General features: G+C 68.7%; 12 protein-coding genes. 5 read left to right on the top strand and 7 right to left on the bottom strand.

What is annotated here, in order from left to right; translation table 11 throughout:
• Positions 1-2: 2 nt before the first annotated feature.
• A complete protein-coding gene (locus ACZ7KI_RS28040) occupies positions 3-2,573 on the top strand; it encodes an FtsX-like permease family protein (RefSeq protein ID WP_470276050.1) in 2,571 nt (856 codons plus the stop codon).
• A 19-nt stretch (positions 2,574-2,592) separates the two neighbouring features.
• Here ACZ7KI_RS28040 and ACZ7KI_RS28045 read toward each other — a convergent pair whose 3' ends face one another.
• The 7 genes from ACZ7KI_RS28045 to ACZ7KI_RS28075 form a co-directional block, all read right to left on the bottom strand.
• Entirely contained in the window at positions 2,593-3,942 is a 1,350-nt protein-coding gene (locus ACZ7KI_RS28045; protein WP_470276051.1) for a DUF2252 domain-containing protein, read from the bottom strand.
• A gap of 50 nt (positions 3,943-3,992) precedes the next feature.
• A complete protein-coding gene (locus ACZ7KI_RS28050; RefSeq protein WP_470276052.1) occupies positions 3,993-4,760 on the bottom strand; it encodes a DUF1206 domain-containing protein in 768 nt (255 codons plus the stop codon).
• A 60-nt stretch (positions 4,761-4,820) separates the two neighbouring features.
• Complete coding sequence (locus ACZ7KI_RS28055; RefSeq protein ID WP_470276053.1) at positions 4,821-6,155, bottom strand: DJ-1/PfpI family protein; 1,335 nt, start codon at positions 6,153-6,155, stop codon at positions 4,821-4,823.
• 2 nt (positions 6,156-6,157) lie between these two features.
• On the bottom strand, positions 6,158-6,556 hold the full coding sequence (locus tag ACZ7KI_RS28060; protein WP_470276054.1) for a hypothetical protein: 399 nt from the start codon (positions 6,554-6,556) through the stop codon (positions 6,158-6,160).
• Between the two features lie 829 nt (positions 6,557-7,385).
• Complete coding sequence (locus ACZ7KI_RS28065) at positions 7,386-8,030, bottom strand: response regulator (RefSeq protein ID WP_470276055.1); 645 nt, start codon at positions 8,028-8,030, stop codon at positions 7,386-7,388.
• Positions 8,027-9,130, bottom strand: a complete 1,104-nt coding sequence (locus tag ACZ7KI_RS28070) for a sensor histidine kinase (protein ID WP_470276056.1) — start codon at positions 9,128-9,130, stop codon at positions 8,027-8,029. The genes ACZ7KI_RS28065 and ACZ7KI_RS28070 overlap by 4 nt, the downstream gene beginning before the upstream one ends.
• A gap of 124 nt (positions 9,131-9,254) precedes the next feature.
• Positions 9,255-10,253: a LacI family DNA-binding transcriptional regulator gene (locus ACZ7KI_RS28075; RefSeq protein ID WP_470276057.1), complete on the bottom strand. Its 999-nt coding sequence runs from the start codon at positions 10,251-10,253 to the stop codon at positions 9,255-9,257.
• A 163-nt stretch (positions 10,254-10,416) separates the two neighbouring features.
• Between ACZ7KI_RS28075 and ACZ7KI_RS28080 the strand changes: the two genes are divergently transcribed.
• Genes ACZ7KI_RS28080 through ACZ7KI_RS28095 form a run of 4 tightly spaced genes read left to right on the top strand, consistent with a single transcriptional unit; the run spans position 10,417 to position 14,945 of the window.
• Positions 10,417-11,484 (top strand): ABC transporter substrate-binding protein, encoded by a 1,068-nt coding sequence (locus tag ACZ7KI_RS28080; RefSeq protein WP_470276058.1) that lies wholly within the window; start codon positions 10,417-10,419, stop codon positions 11,482-11,484.
• Positions 11,485-11,486: 2 nt separating this feature from the next.
• Positions 11,487-12,965 carry a sugar ABC transporter ATP-binding protein gene (locus tag ACZ7KI_RS28085; protein WP_470276059.1) on the top strand — a complete coding sequence of 493 codons (1,479 nt, stop codon included), beginning with the start codon at positions 11,487-11,489 and terminating at the stop codon, positions 12,963-12,965.
• Between the two features lie 34 nt (positions 12,966-12,999).
• Entirely contained in the window at positions 13,000-13,956 is a 957-nt protein-coding gene (locus ACZ7KI_RS28090; protein WP_470276060.1) for an ABC transporter permease, read from the top strand.
• Complete coding sequence (locus ACZ7KI_RS28095) at positions 13,953-14,945, top strand: ABC transporter permease (protein ID WP_470276061.1); 993 nt, start codon at positions 13,953-13,955, stop codon at positions 14,943-14,945. Before ACZ7KI_RS28090 ends, ACZ7KI_RS28095 begins: the two co-directional genes overlap by 4 nt.
• Positions 14,946-14,953: the final 8 nt, after the last annotated feature.

Genomic DNA, 14,953 nt, shown 5'->3' on the forward strand with positions numbered 1-14,953 from the left:
TCATGTGGGACTTGGCATGGCAGACGATGAAAACCCGCTTGAGCGGGTTCGTCGGCGCGTTCGTCGCGATCCTCTGCGGGACCGCGCTGGTCGCCGGATGCGGCGTGCTGATGGAATCGGGCCTCCGGGCGGGGGTTCCGACGCAGCGCTACGCCGACGCGGCGGTCGTCGTGGGCGGTCAGCAGACGGTCGACCCGCCGGGTGCGGGTGCGCTCGAAACCCAGCAGGTCGCCGAGCAGGCCTCGGTGCCGGTCTCGCTCGCCGGGGCGATCACCGGGGTGCCTGGGGTTCGCGGCGTGGTCGCGGAGCAGAGCTTCCCGGCCAACGTGGTCACGGCCGACGGCCGGGCGCTGACCGGGCCGGACGGTGGCCAGTCGCTCGGACACAACTGGGAAGCCGCCGCACTGGCGCCGTTCTCGCTTCGTGACGGCCAGGCGCCGACCGGTACCGACGACGTCGTCCTCGACGCGGACCTGGCGTCCCGGAGCGGGGTGACCGTCGGTCAGCGGGTGAGGATCGCGGTCCGCTCGGCTCCGGTGGAATTCCGGGTCGCCGGGATCGCCGCCCCGAAATCGGGGAACGGACTCACCCGGCAGTCCGCGGTGTTCTTTTCCCAGGAGAAGGCCGCCGAACTCGCCGGTACCCCCGGGCAAGCCCACGCGATCGGCGTGCTCGCGGATCCGGGCGTCTCACCGGGCGACCTGGCGGAGAAGATCCGCGACGCGGTGGGCACCGACAAGGTGACCGTGGCGACCGGGGTCGAGCGCAGCACGGTCGAATTCCTCGACGTCAGCCAGACCCGGATGTTGTTGATGGCGCTGGCGGGCTCGTTCGGCGGCTTCGCGCTCCTCATCGCGGTGTTCGTCGTCGCCAGCACGCTGGCACTGGTCATCAACCAGCGCCGCCGGGAGTTCGCGCTGCTGCGGGCGATCGCGGCGACCCCTCAGCAGATCCGCAAGCTCATCGGCGCCGAGACGATGCTGGTCGCGGTGATCGCGGGAGTGCTGGGCAGTGGTCTTGGCGTCGCGGTGGGTTACGGACTGCGGAACGCCTTCGGTGCCATCGGGGTGATCCCGCCGGACTTCGAGCTGGCGATCAGCCCCCTCCCGCTCATCGCCGCGCTGGCGCTCGGGCTGGGCACGGCCCGGCTGGCCGCGTGGTCGGCGTCGCGGCGCCCGTCGTCGATCCGTCCCGTCGAAGCACTCGGCGAAGCCGCGGTGGAACGCCGTGAACTCGGCCGCGTACGCACCGCCATCGGCGCCGCGCTGGTGGTAGCAGGCCTCGTTGGCGCGCTGATCCCGATCTTCCTGCGTGGTGAACCGGCTCTGGCGGCCTCGTCGAGTTCGGCGTTGATCATCGTGATCGGGCTGGCCGTTCTCGGTCCGAAGGTGGTCGCGTTCATGACGCGGCTGATCGCCCCGGTGCTGGTCCGGACCTCCCGGATCAGCGGGTACCTGGCCGCCGCCAACAGCCAGGCGAACGCACGGCGGCTGGCCGCCGCGGTCACCCCGGTGATGCTGGCGGTCTCGTTCGCGCTGACGATGTTCTACAGCCAGACCACGGCCGCGGCCGCCCGGCAGGAGCAGACCGTGGAGTCGACCACCGCCGACCACGTCCTCTCCAGCGCCACCGGCGGTCTCTCCCCGGAAGTCGCCGAAGCGGCGCGGCGGATTCCCGGTGTGGCCGCGGCGACCCCGGTCGTGCGGACCGAGGTGGTGAACACCGTCCAGGAGCAGGACAGCGTGCGGGTCGAGCGGTACGCGGCACAGGGTCTGGATGGCGGCCAGGTGCGCGGCAACCTTGACCTTGGCCTGGTGTCGGGCCGGATAACCGACCTCACCGGGAACACCGTCGCGATGAGCGAGCCGGAAGCCGACTGGTACGAGAAGAAGATCGGCGACGAGGTCGAGTTCTACTTCGGTGACGGCACTCCGGCGAAACTGCGGCTGGTCGCCACCTACACCCGAGATCAGGCGTTCGGCCGCTACCTGCTGCCCGCAGACCTGGCCAGGGCACACACCGGGGACCGGATGGACGACTCGGTCCTGGTGCGGGACGAGCCCGGCGCCGACCCCGCGACCGTCGACGCCGCCCTGCGCGACCTGGCGGCCCGCTATCCGGGACTGGCCGTGGCTCCGGGATCGTCGGTCGCCGCGCCCGGCGGAGGCCAGGAGCAGGCCCAGTTCTACGTCAACCTGGTCGCGGTCGGCGTGATCCTCGGCTACGTCGTGATCTCGGTGGCCAACACGCTGGTGATGAGCACGGCGCAGCGCTCGCGGGAGTTCGCGCTGTTGCGGCTGATCGGTACCACGAAGCGCCAGGTGGTGCGGATGATGCGCTTCGAAGCGCTGGCGACCGTGGGTGTCGCGGCCGTGCTCGGCACGGTGGTGGCGGGGATCCCCCTCGTCGTGCTGAACCTCGGCCTGCGAGGGACCCCGTTGCCGTCCGGACCGATCGCCGTCTTCGGCGGGGTCATCGCCGGGGCGATCCTGCTCGGCCTGGTCTCGCTCGGCCTGGCCACGCGGGTGGCGCTGCGGTCCAAGCCGATCGAGGCGATCGGTCTCCGCGAGTAGCGCTCTCCCCGTCGTCCGGTCAGCCCTTCGCGGCGGGCCGGACGGCGGGGATTTCGCCGCCACGGAAGGCGTCCACGAACAACCGGTGGTCCTCACGGGACTGCGCGGCGTAGGCCATCCCGAAGTCGGTCAGCTCGCGGACGAACTCGTCCTCGCGGTCGCCGATCACTTCGGCGATGGCCGCTTCGCTCTGGAAATCGACCAGAGTCTGCTCGGAGTCCGAATCGGACACACAATGCATCTTCGCGGTGGCCCGGCCGAGATAATCGAGCACCGGCCGCATCTCGGCAGGTTCGGTCAGATCCGACCAGTCGAGATCGTCGACATAGGGCGACAACTCCGACACGACGAAGCCGGTCCCGCCGATTTCCGTGTGACCGAGCCACGGATCCGCGTGCGCCTGCAGGGCACGCTGCGAGACTGCGGTGCGGTGCCCCTCGTCGGTGAAGTAGTCGCGGATGCTCTGTTCGGCCACGATCCGGCTCGGCGCGGCGACGTTGCCCTGCTTCATCGACAGGACGACGTCGTTCTCCAGCGCCTGTGTCCGCCCTTCGACGAGGATGTTGTACGCGGGAAGCCCGGCCGAGCCGATGCCGAACCCGGTCCGGCCGACGATGTCCTTGACCCGATAGGTGATGCTGCCGAACCGCTTGCTCTCCGGAATGGTGTCCAAATAGGACTCGAAAGCGCTGACCGCGGTCTCGCGTTCGGCGTCTTCGAGCACCCGGACGCCCGGGCCGTGCCGGAACCGGCGGTCGTAATTCTCCACAACGGTCAGTTCGTCCAGCAGGTCGATCCGGGTCTTCAACCGGGCCCGCAGCAGCACGTCGTGCAGAACGCCCTCGGTGCTGTCCAGCTGGAGCCGGACGAGTTCGTCACCGGGACGCTCGGCGTACTGCCGTACCTGTTTCACGTAGGCGCGCAGGTAGGTACCGATCAGCGTCGCGATGTCGTCGTCGGAGATCGCCTTGCTCCAGGCCAGCAACGCGACGCTGGCGGCCAGCCGTTTGAGGTCCCACGTGAAGCAGCCGAGGTAAGCCTCGTCGAAGTCGTTGACGTCGAACACGAGCGTCCCGGACGAATCCATGTAGCTGCCGAAGTTCTCGGCGTGCAGGTCGCCCTGGATCCACACCCGGCTGGTCTGGTCGTTCGCCCAAGGGTCGTCCTCGTCCGCCATGTCCGCGTAGAACAGGCATGCCGAGCCGCGATAGAACGCGAACGGCGCGGCGGCCATCTTGCGGAATTTCCGGCGGAACGCGTCCGCGTCGGCGCGCATGAGGTCATCGAAGGCCTCCACCAGCACCTCTACGATGCGTGCCCGCCGACCGTCCTCGCCCTGCTCGCGGATCCGTTCGACCACACCTGCCATCACGACCTCCTGAGGGGTTCACCGTGCCACAGGTCGGCGGGCCGGGCAGATCAGATCTTGCGGAACCGCGCGTCCAGCAGCGCGAACGCGCCGAACGCGGCGATCCCGGCCGCGAGCGCGAGAAGCAGGGGACCACCGTAGGGCTGGGCGACGAGCGTCTTCAACGCGGCGTCGAGACCGCCGGCCTTCGCGGGGTCGAAGGTGACCGCGGAGATGACCGTCAGGACGCCGATGGTTCCGTACGCGGCGGAGAGGGCGATCCAGCCGACCTGGCCGAGCCGGATGGTCGTGGTCCGGGTCTTCGCGGGGGCGTCGCCGAAATCGAGCTCCCGGACGAACGTCTTACGGAGTCCACGCTGCGCGAGGAACACCGCCACCGCGACGACGACGACTCCGACGACGGTCACCAGCCCCGGGCCGTAGGACTCCGCCAGGATCCGCGCGACCAGCGAAGCCTGCCCGTCGTCGGCACCCGCGACGGCGACCTTCACCGCACTGTAGGAGACCAAGCCGTAGAGCACGACTTCGATCCCGCTGACGATCCGGCGCACCGTGCGCCGCCGGGCCTTCACGTGCCGGTGCCCCGTGATGGCCTCGCTCGACTGCCACAGCGCCAGTACGGCGAGACCCACCGCGATCAGCCAGAGCAGCCAAGCGCCGCCGTTCGCGACCACCACCTGCAACGCGCCCGCCTTGTCGGCCTTGGCCCGGTCGCCGAGCGCGACCTGCGCCGCGAGCCACGCGACGAGCAGATGGACGACGGAGTAACAGACGAGCCCGCCGCGGGCGATCAGGTCGAACAGCTTGCCGTCGCGCATCGGGCGATCCTCGCCGACCCGTCACCGGACCACCAGGGCCAGTGGGAGCAATTTGTCCGGTTACGGAAACTGACCACGGCGCCGGACGAGCGCGCGGATCCCGAACGCCACGAGCAGGCCGAGGGCCGCGAGCCCGAACGGCCGGAGGGTGATCGCCCACGGCCAGGCCGAACCGCTGAGCGTCAGATGTCCGGTCGGATACTCCAGTGTCCTCGCCGTCCAGCGTGTCGTCGCGGTGTCCGTGACGCGCACGAGGTCTTGGAGTACGGCGTCGAACGGGAAGCCCGGTTTTTCGTGCAGGTACACCGGTGAGAGCGCGGAGTACCGATCGGCGACGTGCCCGGCGGCGGCGCCGGCCCCGGGCACGATCAGCCGGTCGAGATCGTCCGCGACCGGAGTGCCCCGCGGAACAAAGGTGAGCCCGTGCCGTGACTGGATCGGAGCGCCGTCCAGGCCGACGGCCATCGTGCGCACGGCCAGCGATTCGCCGTAGGTGTCGAAAGCCGCGGTCAGTTCCAGCTCCCGGATGTCGGTGGTCAGCAGGACTCCCAGAACCGGCTTGTCCCAGCGGAACGCGGTGTTGAACCCGACGACGGTGTCCGCGGCCTCGAAGGTGTTCTGCGCCATCGAGGCGGCGACACCGGGGGAGTAGTGGGCCCAGCCCACCGCGTCGGCGGTCCGGCGGGCGACGTCCGGGCCGGCGATCCGCTCGGTAACGTGGAGCGCGCCGTCGATCCCGGACAGGATCCCCGCCGTGGTCACGATGCTGCCGTCGTCGACGTACCGCGTGCCGCGAATCCAGTCCACGGCGGGGAATTCGTCGTCGAAGCTGTCGATACGGATCCAGTGCGCGGTAGCGCGGCGGCCGTCGAGAAGCCCGGCCGAGGCGAGAACGCCCGAACCGTTGCAGACGCTCATGAGCAGCGCACCCTTCGAGGACTGCCGCCGCAGCCACTCGGTCACCGGGCGGGTGGTCGGCTCGCCGAGATCGGGCAGGGCGGGCACGACGACGACGTCCGGGGCGGCGTCGTCGAGCAGCCGGTCGAGATCGGCGAAACTGAGGTCCGGGACGAGATCCAGCCCACCGGTGAGGGTCACCGGCCGGACTTCGGTAGCGACCGTGTAGACGTTGAACGCGCCGCTCGCCGCCAGGACCTCGTACGGGGCGAGCGCGTCCGAGACGACGGCGCCCTTGTTCCCCACGACGACTACCGCGGTGGGCTTGGCGGGATCGTGCGCCCGGCGGACCGGTTGCGGCGAGATCCCGTCGGTTCTCGGGGTGTAGCGGTCTTCGAAACTGGCGCTCAGCGTGACACCGCCGAGGGTGAGCGGCAGGGCCAATGCGGCGAGCACGAACGCGAGCACAGTCAGCGTGCCGCGGAGGAAGCCACGCATGGTCAGGCTCCGTACTCGGCGCGACGGCGGAGCATGGCCACGAGCATCGACGGCACCATCAGCACGTGCCCGGCCGTCATCAGGGTGGATCCGGAGACCAGGCCGGTCCAGAAGAACGGCAGGAAGATCACGTACGGCACGTACATCGCGGCCGACATCTCCGCGATCGACGCCCAGCCATGCCGCCGGATCCGCATCCACAGCGCCATACCGAGCGACATGTTCGTCGCCATCACCAACGCGCTCGCGGTCACGTTCTTCGCGAGGTCGGGCCAAGCGAACGACCAGACAGGTTCGAGGAGGATCATCCCGGCGATCATCGCCACCAGCATTTCGACGGCGTGGCGGGTGAAGTGCAGGACGGCTCGGTTCCGGGTCTTCGGTTCTGTCGTGTGGTTCATCGTGGGCTCCCTCGCGGTTCGGTGCGACGGGAGCAATGTTCGGGCGCTAGGGGGCATTTCGGCAGGTGCCGGAAGTCATGTGCGGGGTCACGTGACTCGTGAGTGGCGATTCGGGTTATTGAGGGGTAAGGCAAACATGGCGTGATCGCCTCGCTGATGTGAAGGTCTCCTTCCCTGCCCTGAAGGTAGCGAAGGAGGCCTTCGCGGACTGGTCGCAATCAAGGACTCCCCCTGAGACAGTGGTGCCTCCTTGACTGTCCACAGGGGACACCATTGGACGCCTTCATGTCTGATTAATGCCCTGTATGTACGGTTTCGAAGGGGGTCGTGAGTGTTAATGAGGGTTATTGAGGGGTAAGGCAAAGGTGGCGTGGTGGGTGGTAAGTCCGTGAAGGCCTCCTTGAGGGACTCTGGGTCCCTCAAGGAGGCCTTCACGGACTTCAAGACGGGACGTTGATGTCACAGCCGTCCCACTGTCACCAGGGATCACGCCTGACGGTAGTGAAGGGCTCCTTCACTACCGTCAGCGTAGGCAAGGAAGCCTTCACCACCAGGGAAACGCGTAGGCAGCAGCGACCACAGCCCGCGACACGACACGTTTGACTTTCCCCTCAATAGAACCCTACTTCGCACTCACGACCCCCTCGCGAAACCACGCATACCGCCCAAGTTGGACACTTACCCGTGCAAATAGGGTCCTTTGTGGACAGGCCAGTCGCCGTCCCCGCTCCCGTCAGCCGGTCCGGACCCACGCCGGGGCTCGCCACGTTTGGGTGACCTCTCAATAGAACACGAATCGCCACTCACGACCAACCCGGCCCACCACGCCTCAGAACAGGCCGAGTTCCCTGGCGCGCAGGGCGGCTTGGGTCCGATCCCGCACCTGAAGCTTGGACAGCACACTCGTCACCAGGTTCTTCACCGTTCCCTCGGCGAGGAACAGCTTGTTCGCGATCTCCCGGTTGCTGTGGCCGCCCGCGAGCAGCCGGACCACTTCCAGTTCCCGCTCGGAAAGCGGTGTGACCAGCGGCTGGGGGCGTGGTTCGGCGGGCAACTGGGCCACCCTGGCCACGAGTTTGGCCGCCACCGACGGCTGAAGCACCGACTCGCCTCGTTGGGCCGCGACAAGTGCTTCGACCAGCCGCGTCGACGAGACGTCCTTGAGCAGATAGCCGACGGCACCCGCCCGCAGCGCGGCGAAGACGTCCTCGTCGTCGTCGAACGTGGTCAGCGCGAGCACCCGGACTCCCGGTTGCTCGGCGCGCAGCCGGGTGGTGGCCGCGATTCCGTCAAGAACCGGCATCCGCAGGTCCATCAGCGCGACGTCGGGGCGGAGTTCGGCGCAGAGCCGGATGGCCTGTTCCCCGTCGGCCGCCTCGCCGACGACCTCGATCTCGGGCTGGACCTCCAGCAGGGTCGCCAGAGCTTCGCGGAACAGCGCCTGGTCGTCCACGATCAGCACGCGAACACTCATCCCGGCACCTCCACGGTCAGCGTCAGGCCGTGCCCTTGGGCCGAGTCCACGGCGACCCGCCCGCCGAGCCCTGTCACCCGTTCCCGGAGACCGACGAGGCCGAATCCGTTGCCGTGCGGGGAATCCCCGTCCAGGCCGAGGCCGTCGTCGCGGACTTCGAGCCGGACCAGATCCGTGGCGGCGTAGTCGAGCACCACGGTCGCGGTTTTGGCGCGCGCGTGTTTGCGCACGTTGGTCAGTCCCTCCTGGGCCGCCCGGAACAGCGACTCCTCCACCTCGACGCGGGCGTCCCGCGCCGTGCCTTTGACCTCGAACCTGGTCGGCACTCCGGCCGCGGACGCCTCGTCGGCCAAGGCCCGCAAGGTGTCCGTGAGCGGTTCGGAGCGCGGTTCCCGCAACGCCGACACCGAACGGCGGACCTCTGCGAGCGCCTCCCTGGCTTGGTCCTGCGCTTTGGCGAGCATCGTGTCGACGCGGTCCGTGTCCGCGGTGCCGATCACCGCCCTGGCGGCCTGCAGCATCATCTGCACGACGGTCAGATGGTGACCGAGCCCGTCGTGGATGTCGCGTGCGAGCCGGTTGCGCTCCTGTGTGGTCGCCAGTTGTTCGGCCTGCGCCGCGTAGTCGCGCAGCCGTTCATGCGCCTCGGCCAGTTCCTCCCGCGCCCGCTTCTCCCGCTGGACCAACTCGGTCACCACGGCGGCGAAGACCATGACCGCCAGCGTCCCCAACCCTTCCCGCAGCCCGTCCAGCGGATCCATTCCGAGGTGGATCAGCGGGATCACCACCGCGACGCCGAACGCCGCCGGCAGAGGCAACAGCAGGACGGTCTGGGAGATCAGGACGACGAGCAGCAGGATCGCGCCGACGGCGGCGCCCGAAAGCGAGAACAGCGTGAAGCCGAGAGGTAACTGCACGCAGACGTACGCGATGGCGAACGCGCGGCCGCGTTTCTGGACCCACGGGAAGCCGGCGATCGCGATCCCGGCGTAGACGAGCCCGACAAGGAGTGTCGGCAGCACGAGCGTCTCGTACCTGGCCGAGCCGAGTGGCAACGTCACGTACGCGACGACGGTCAGCACGGCCAGGGCCCGGTTCACGGACACACAATGCTCGACCCCGCGACACCAGCGCAAGCGATCCGCCGCGCGTAACCCCCGCGTTTCGTCCTCTGGATGCGGTCCTTGCACGCGCAACTACCGCATTCAGAGGACTAAACGCGGGTCAGGCGATGGTGCTGTGCCGGATCTCCAGCGAGAAGGGCGTCTGGACGTCCTCGGGTGCGAGGTCGCTTCCGCCCGCGATGCGACGGCGCAGGAGGTCGACCGCGGCCCGCGCGATCGCCGCCTTGTCCGGGGCGATCGTCGTCAGCGAGGGCAGGCTGTAGGCGCTCTCCTCGTTGTTGTCGAAGCCCACGATCGCCATGTCCGAAGGCACCTGGACGCCGCGCTCGGCCGCGGCGCGAAGGGCGCCGATGGCGAGAAGGTCGTTGAAGCAGAACACCGCGTCGGGCGGTTCCGGCAGCGCGAGCAGATGCGCCATCGCCTCGGCGCCGTTGGCACGGTGGTAGCGCAGCGCGGGCAGGACCAGTTCCGGAATGGGCGCGAGCCCGGCCTCTTCGAGCGCGGAGTGGTAGCCCTCGAGCCGTTGTGCGGCGGTGTGTCGCTGCGGATGCGCACCGATCGCCGCGATTCGGCGACGCCCCAAGGAGATCAGGTGCCGGACCGCGATCCGGGCGGCCTGGACGTTGTCGATCCCGACGTGGTCTATCGGGACGTCGATGACGTGCTCGCCGAGCATCACCAGCGGTACGCCTGGCGCCAGGTCCTCGAAGTCGTTGGTGTGCAACGCTTCCGGACTGATGATCGCACCGTCGATCAGATGCGGCCCCAGCGTGGACAGCGCGTTGCGCTCGCGCTCCCTGGTGCCGAGGGTCTGTTCGATGAGGACGTTCCACTCGTGCTCTTGCGCCGCCTGCAGCACCAGGCCGGCCAGTTCGCCGAAGTACGGGATGCTCAGTTCGGGCAGCATCAGCCCGAGGAACCCGGTCCGGCCGCGGCGGAGGTTGCGGGCACCGAGATTGGGCCGGTAGCCGGTCGACGCCAGCGCCTCCTCGACCCGGCGGCGGTTCTCCGGTTTGACGAAGTCGTAGCCGTTGACCACGTTCGACACGGTCTTGACCGAGACGCCCGCAAGCTTGGCGACGTCCTTGAGCGTGGCCACCCTCGCTCCCCTCTCCACGGATCCCTGGCACAGATCCGGCACAGCCTAGCCGCGCGAACGGCGGATTTACAACGTTGTACCAACGATGTAAATCTGGCATCGTCCTGATGAGTGACATGGGTCACCGCCGATCCATGTGCTCGACTTCCCCGAGGAGCGATCGATGTCCCTGCCCATCCGCCGCACCCTGCTCCTGGCGACCGGCCTCGCGCTCGCGCTGACGGCCTGCACCAGCCGCGAGAACCAGCAAACCGCCCCGTCGGGGGCGGGACCGGCCGCTTCGGCGGCGCCGAGCCAGGCCGCTGGGCCGGGATGCGCCCGCGAGAAGATCGGCTATCCGCAGGTGGACGTGAAGAACGCGGTCATCGGCTTCTCCCAGTCGGAGAAGGAGGCGAACCCGTTCCGGATCGCCGAAACCCAGTCCATCAAGGACGAAGCCGCCAAACTCGGTATCCCGGGGGACAAACTCCTGGTCACCAACGCGCAGAGCGATCTCAACAAGCAGGTCAGCGACATCAAGTCGTTGCTGGACCGGGGTGCGCAGCTGCTCATCGTGGCACCGCTGAACTCCGACGGCCTGCAGCCCGCCCTCGGCGCGGCGAAGGCCAAGAAGGTCCCGGTCATCACGATCGACCGCAAGGTCACGTCGCAGCCTTGCGGCGACTACCTGACCTTCATCGGCTCGAACTTCGTCGAACAGGGCAAGCGTGCGGCGAAGGAGATGGTGAAGGCGACCGGTGGCACCGGCAAGGTCGCGATCCTGCTCGGCGCGTCCGGTAACAACGTGACCACCGACCGCACCAAGGGTTTCAAGGACGAGATCGCCTCGACGCCGGGGATCTCGATCGTCGCCGAGCAGACCGGTGAATTCGACCGCTCCAAGGGCCAGGCGGTCATGGAGCAGCTCATCCAGAGCAACCCCGAGATCACCGCCGTCTACGCCGAGAACGACGAGATGGGCATCGGCGCGGTCACCGCGCTCAAGGCCGCGGGCAAGACGCCGGGCAAGGACGTCAAGATCGTTTCGATCGACGGCACCCGCAACGCCGTCCAGCTGATCGCCGACGGCAGCTACAACGCGGTGATCGAGTCCAACCCGCGCTTCGGCCCGCTCGCCTTCTCCACGCTGCAGGATTTCGCCGCCGGCAAGGAGATCCCGCCGACCGTGGTGATCTCCGACGACCAGTACGACTCGGCGAACGCGGCGCAGAAGCTCGGGAACGCGTACTGACGATGGAACCGGTTCTCGAGGTCGAAGGCGTGACGAAGACCTTCGCCGGGGTACGCGCGCTCGACGACGTGTCGTTCGCACTGCGGCCGGGCGAGGTGCACGCGCTGGTGGGGGAGAACGGCGCCGGCAAATCGACGCTGATCAAGGTGCTCACCGGTGTGCACCGGCCGGATTCCGGCACGATCCACGCGCGGGGCGCGATCTCCACGATCTACCAGGAGGTCAATCTCATCCCGCTGATGAGCGTGGCGAGCAACGTGTACCTCGGCCGCGAGCCGAGGAAGCGGTTCGGTCTGGTGGACTGGGCGCGGATGAACGCCGACGCGGCGGCGCTGCTGAAGGACTACGGCATCGACACCGACGTCCGCCGTCCACTCGGGACACTCGGGGTGGGCGCGCAGCAGATGGTCGCGCTGGCGCGCGCGGTGTCGGTCGACGCCGACGTCGTGATCATGGACGAGCCGACGTCCTCTTTGGAACCGCGTGAGGTCGAGACGTTGTTCGAGGTCATCGGCAGGCTGCACGAACGCGGGATCGCGATCGTGTACGTCAGTCACCGCATGGACGAGCTGTACCGGATCTGCGACCGCGTGACGGTGCTGCGGGACGGCAAGCGGGTCCACACCGGACCGCTCGCGGAGCTGCCGCGGCTGGAACTGGTGTCGATGATGCTCGGCCGCAGCGTCGGCGACATCCGCACCCACGGTGCGACGGCCTTCGAGGGAGACCACGAGGCGGGACGGGAACCCGTGCTGCGCGCGGAGAACCTGACCAGCGGCAATCGGCTGGCGGACGTTTCGGTGTCGATCAGGCCCGGCGAGATCGTCGGGCTGGCCGGGCTGCTCGGCTCCGGCCGCACCGAGACCGCACGGGCCATCGTCGGCGACCTGCCGTTGTCCGGCGGCACCGTCCTCGTCGGTGGAAGGCCGGTCGCGCGAGGGAATGTGGCGGCGGCGATGCGGGCGGGAGTGAGCATGCTCGCCGAAGACCGCAAGACCGAGGGCATCATCCCGCATCTTTCGGTGCGGGAGAACATCGTCCTCGCCGCGTTGCCGAAGCTGTCCCGCTTCGGACTGGTCAGCCGTGCCCGGCAGGACCGGATCGTCGACACCTTCGTGAAACGCCTGCGCATCAAGGTGTCCAGTCCCGAACAGAAGGTCGCCGAACTCTCCGGCGGCAACCAGCAGAAAGTGCTGCTCGCCCGGTGGCTGTGCACCGAACCCAGGGTGCTGCTGCTCGACGAGCCGACGCGGGGTATCGACGTCGGAGCCAAGGCGGAGGTGCAGGCACTGATCGACGAACTGGCCCGCGAGGGGCTGGCCGTCCTGCTGATCTCCTCGGAGATGGAGGAACTCCTCGACGGCGCCGACCGCCTGGTCGTGCTGAAAGACGGCGCGGTGGTCGGGCAACTCGCGGGGGAGCAGCTGACCCAGGACCACGTGCTGGCCGCGATCGCTTCGGGCGGGGACACGGATGACTAGCACCCAGCGAAGAACAGAGGATCCGGGAATCACCATGACGGACACGGGGAAGACGGTGGACCGGACCCGGGTGGCGCGCTGGCTGCAGGAGTACGGCGTGTACGTCGCCGTCGTCGCGCTGGTGCTGTTCAACATCGCGTTCACGGCGAACTTCCTGACCGTCGGCAACTTCCGCACCCAGCTCATCCAGGCCGCGCCGGTGCTGGTGGTCGCGCTCGGGATGGCGCTGGTGATCGGCACCGAGGGCGTCGACCTGTCGGTGGGCGCGGTGATGGCGTTGTCGGCCGCGCTCGTCCCGCTCTACCTCGGGTACGGGACGTTGCCCGCGGTAGCCATCGCCCTCGCGGCGGGGCTGGCGGCGGGAGCGTTCAACGGTGTGCTCGTGGCCAAAGTCGGGATCCAGCCGATCGTGGCGACACTCGCCCTACTGGTCGGCGGGCGCGGCCTCGCGCTGGTGCTCGCCGACGGCCAGCTCATCCAGCTGCACGACGAGGTATTCCTCGCGCTCGGCACAGGCGAGGTGCTCGGGATCCCGGTGAGCGTGCTCATCGCGGCGATCCTGGCGGTGCTGGTGGCGGCACTGGTCGGAAAGACGGCGTTCGGCAGGCGGCTGGTCGCGATCGGCGGCAACCGGCGGGCCAGCGTGCTCGCCGGCCTGCCGGTCAACCGCGTCCTCATCGGCGTCTACGCGATCTGCGGGCTGCTCGCGGCGCTGGCCGGGGTCCTTTCGACGGCGCGGCTCGGCGCCGGTGACCCCGCCGACGCCGGACTGCTGATGGAACTGTCCGCGATCACCGCGGTCGTCGTCGGCGGCACCCCGTTGACCGGCGGGCGGGTCCGCATCCTCGGGACGGTGATGGGCGTGCTGCTCATGCAGCTCGTCCGCGCCACGCTCATCAAGCACAACCTGCCGGATTCGACCGCGCAGATGGTCCAGGCCGCGATCATCGTCGGCGCGGTCTACGTCGCACGGGAACGGAGCAGCCGATGACCGCGGCGCCCACGATGGCCGCTCAGGACTCCACCCGGCGCGAGCTGATGGCCGGAGTGCTGCAGAAACAAGGCGCGGCGATCGCACTGGTGCTCATGGTCGCCGTCGCGTGGCTGCTGTTCCCGCGGTTCGGCAGCTTGGACAACCTGCGTGACATCGCGTTGCAGAGCTCGTTCCTCGCGATCATCGCGCTCGGGATGACCTTCGTGATCATCACCGGCGGGATCGACCTGTCGGTGGGTTCGGTCTACGCGCTCGGCGGGGTCCTCGCCGCCTACGGGTCGCAGTGGGGTTTCCTCGTGGCGCTGCTGCTGCCGCTGGCGGTGTGCGGGCTCATCGGATTGATCAACGGGCTCCTGGTCGCGAAAACCGGGATGGCGCCGTTCATCGTCACGCTGGCGTCCCTGCTGTTCGCCCGAGGGCTGCTGCTCGCGATCACCAGCGAAGGCGCGACGACCTACAAGATCCCGGAGGGCGAGGCGTTCGTCGAACTCGGCCGTGGCACGCTCTTCGGCTTCGGCTACCCGGTGTTCATCGCGGCGGCGTTGTGCCTGCTCGGCGGGCTGGTATTGCGGCGGACCCGGTTCGGGCAGTCGGTATTCGCGACCGGCGGCTCGGAGCAGTCCGCGAAGCTGATGGGGCTGCCGGTGGCGCGCACCAAGGTCACCGTCTACGTGATGAGCGGCGTCCTCTCCGGCCTCGCGGGCGCGCTCACCGCGGCCTACCTGCAATCCGGCGTCACGGTGATCGGGGTCGGTCTCGAACTGGACGCCATCTCCGTCGTCGTCATCGGCGGCACCCTGCTGACCGGCGGGATGGGCACGATTCTCGGAACGGTCATCGGTGTGGGCATCCGAACGGTCATCCAGAACGTCATCAACCAGATAGGAACTCTCGACAGCAACTACCAATCGGTGGTCAGCGGTGCGTTCCTGCTGGTGGTCGTTGTCCTGCAGCGGTCGCTGGCGCGCACGACCGCCCGGAGATAGGGGAGATC

It is taken from the genome of Amycolatopsis sp. NPDC039088 (assembly GCF_055598845.1).

Bases quoted from the DNA above. Each gene is read 5' to 3' on its own strand.
- ACZ7KI_RS28050 (WP_470276052.1), bottom strand. From the start codon at position 4,760: ATGCGCGACGGCAAGCTGTTCGACCTGATCGCCCGCGGCGGGCTCGTC.
- ACZ7KI_RS28040 (WP_470276050.1), top strand. From the start codon at position 3: ATGTGGGACTTGGCATGGCAGACGATGAAAACCCGCTTGAGCGGGTTC.
- ACZ7KI_RS28045 (WP_470276051.1), bottom strand. From the start codon at position 3,942: ATGGCAGGTGTGGTCGAACGGATCCGCGAGCAGGGCGAGGACGGTCGG.
- ACZ7KI_RS28085 (WP_470276059.1), top strand. From the start codon at position 11,487: ATGGAACCGGTTCTCGAGGTCGAAGGCGTGACGAAGACCTTCGCCGGG.
- ACZ7KI_RS28090 (WP_470276060.1), top strand. From the start codon at position 13,000: ATGACGGACACGGGGAAGACGGTGGACCGGACCCGGGTGGCGCGCTGG.
- ACZ7KI_RS28055 (WP_470276053.1), bottom strand. From the start codon at position 6,155: ATGCGTGGCTTCCTCCGCGGCACGCTGACTGTGCTCGCGTTCGTGCTC.
- ACZ7KI_RS28095 (WP_470276061.1), top strand. From the start codon at position 13,953: ATGACCGCGGCGCCCACGATGGCCGCTCAGGACTCCACCCGGCGCGAG.
- ACZ7KI_RS28060 (WP_470276054.1), bottom strand. From the start codon at position 6,556: ATGAACCACACGACAGAACCGAAGACCCGGAACCGAGCCGTCCTGCAC.
- ACZ7KI_RS28080 (WP_470276058.1), top strand. From the start codon at position 10,417: ATGTCCCTGCCCATCCGCCGCACCCTGCTCCTGGCGACCGGCCTCGCG.
- ACZ7KI_RS28065 (WP_470276055.1), bottom strand. From the start codon at position 8,030: ATGAGTGTTCGCGTGCTGATCGTGGACGACCAGGCGCTGTTCCGCGAA.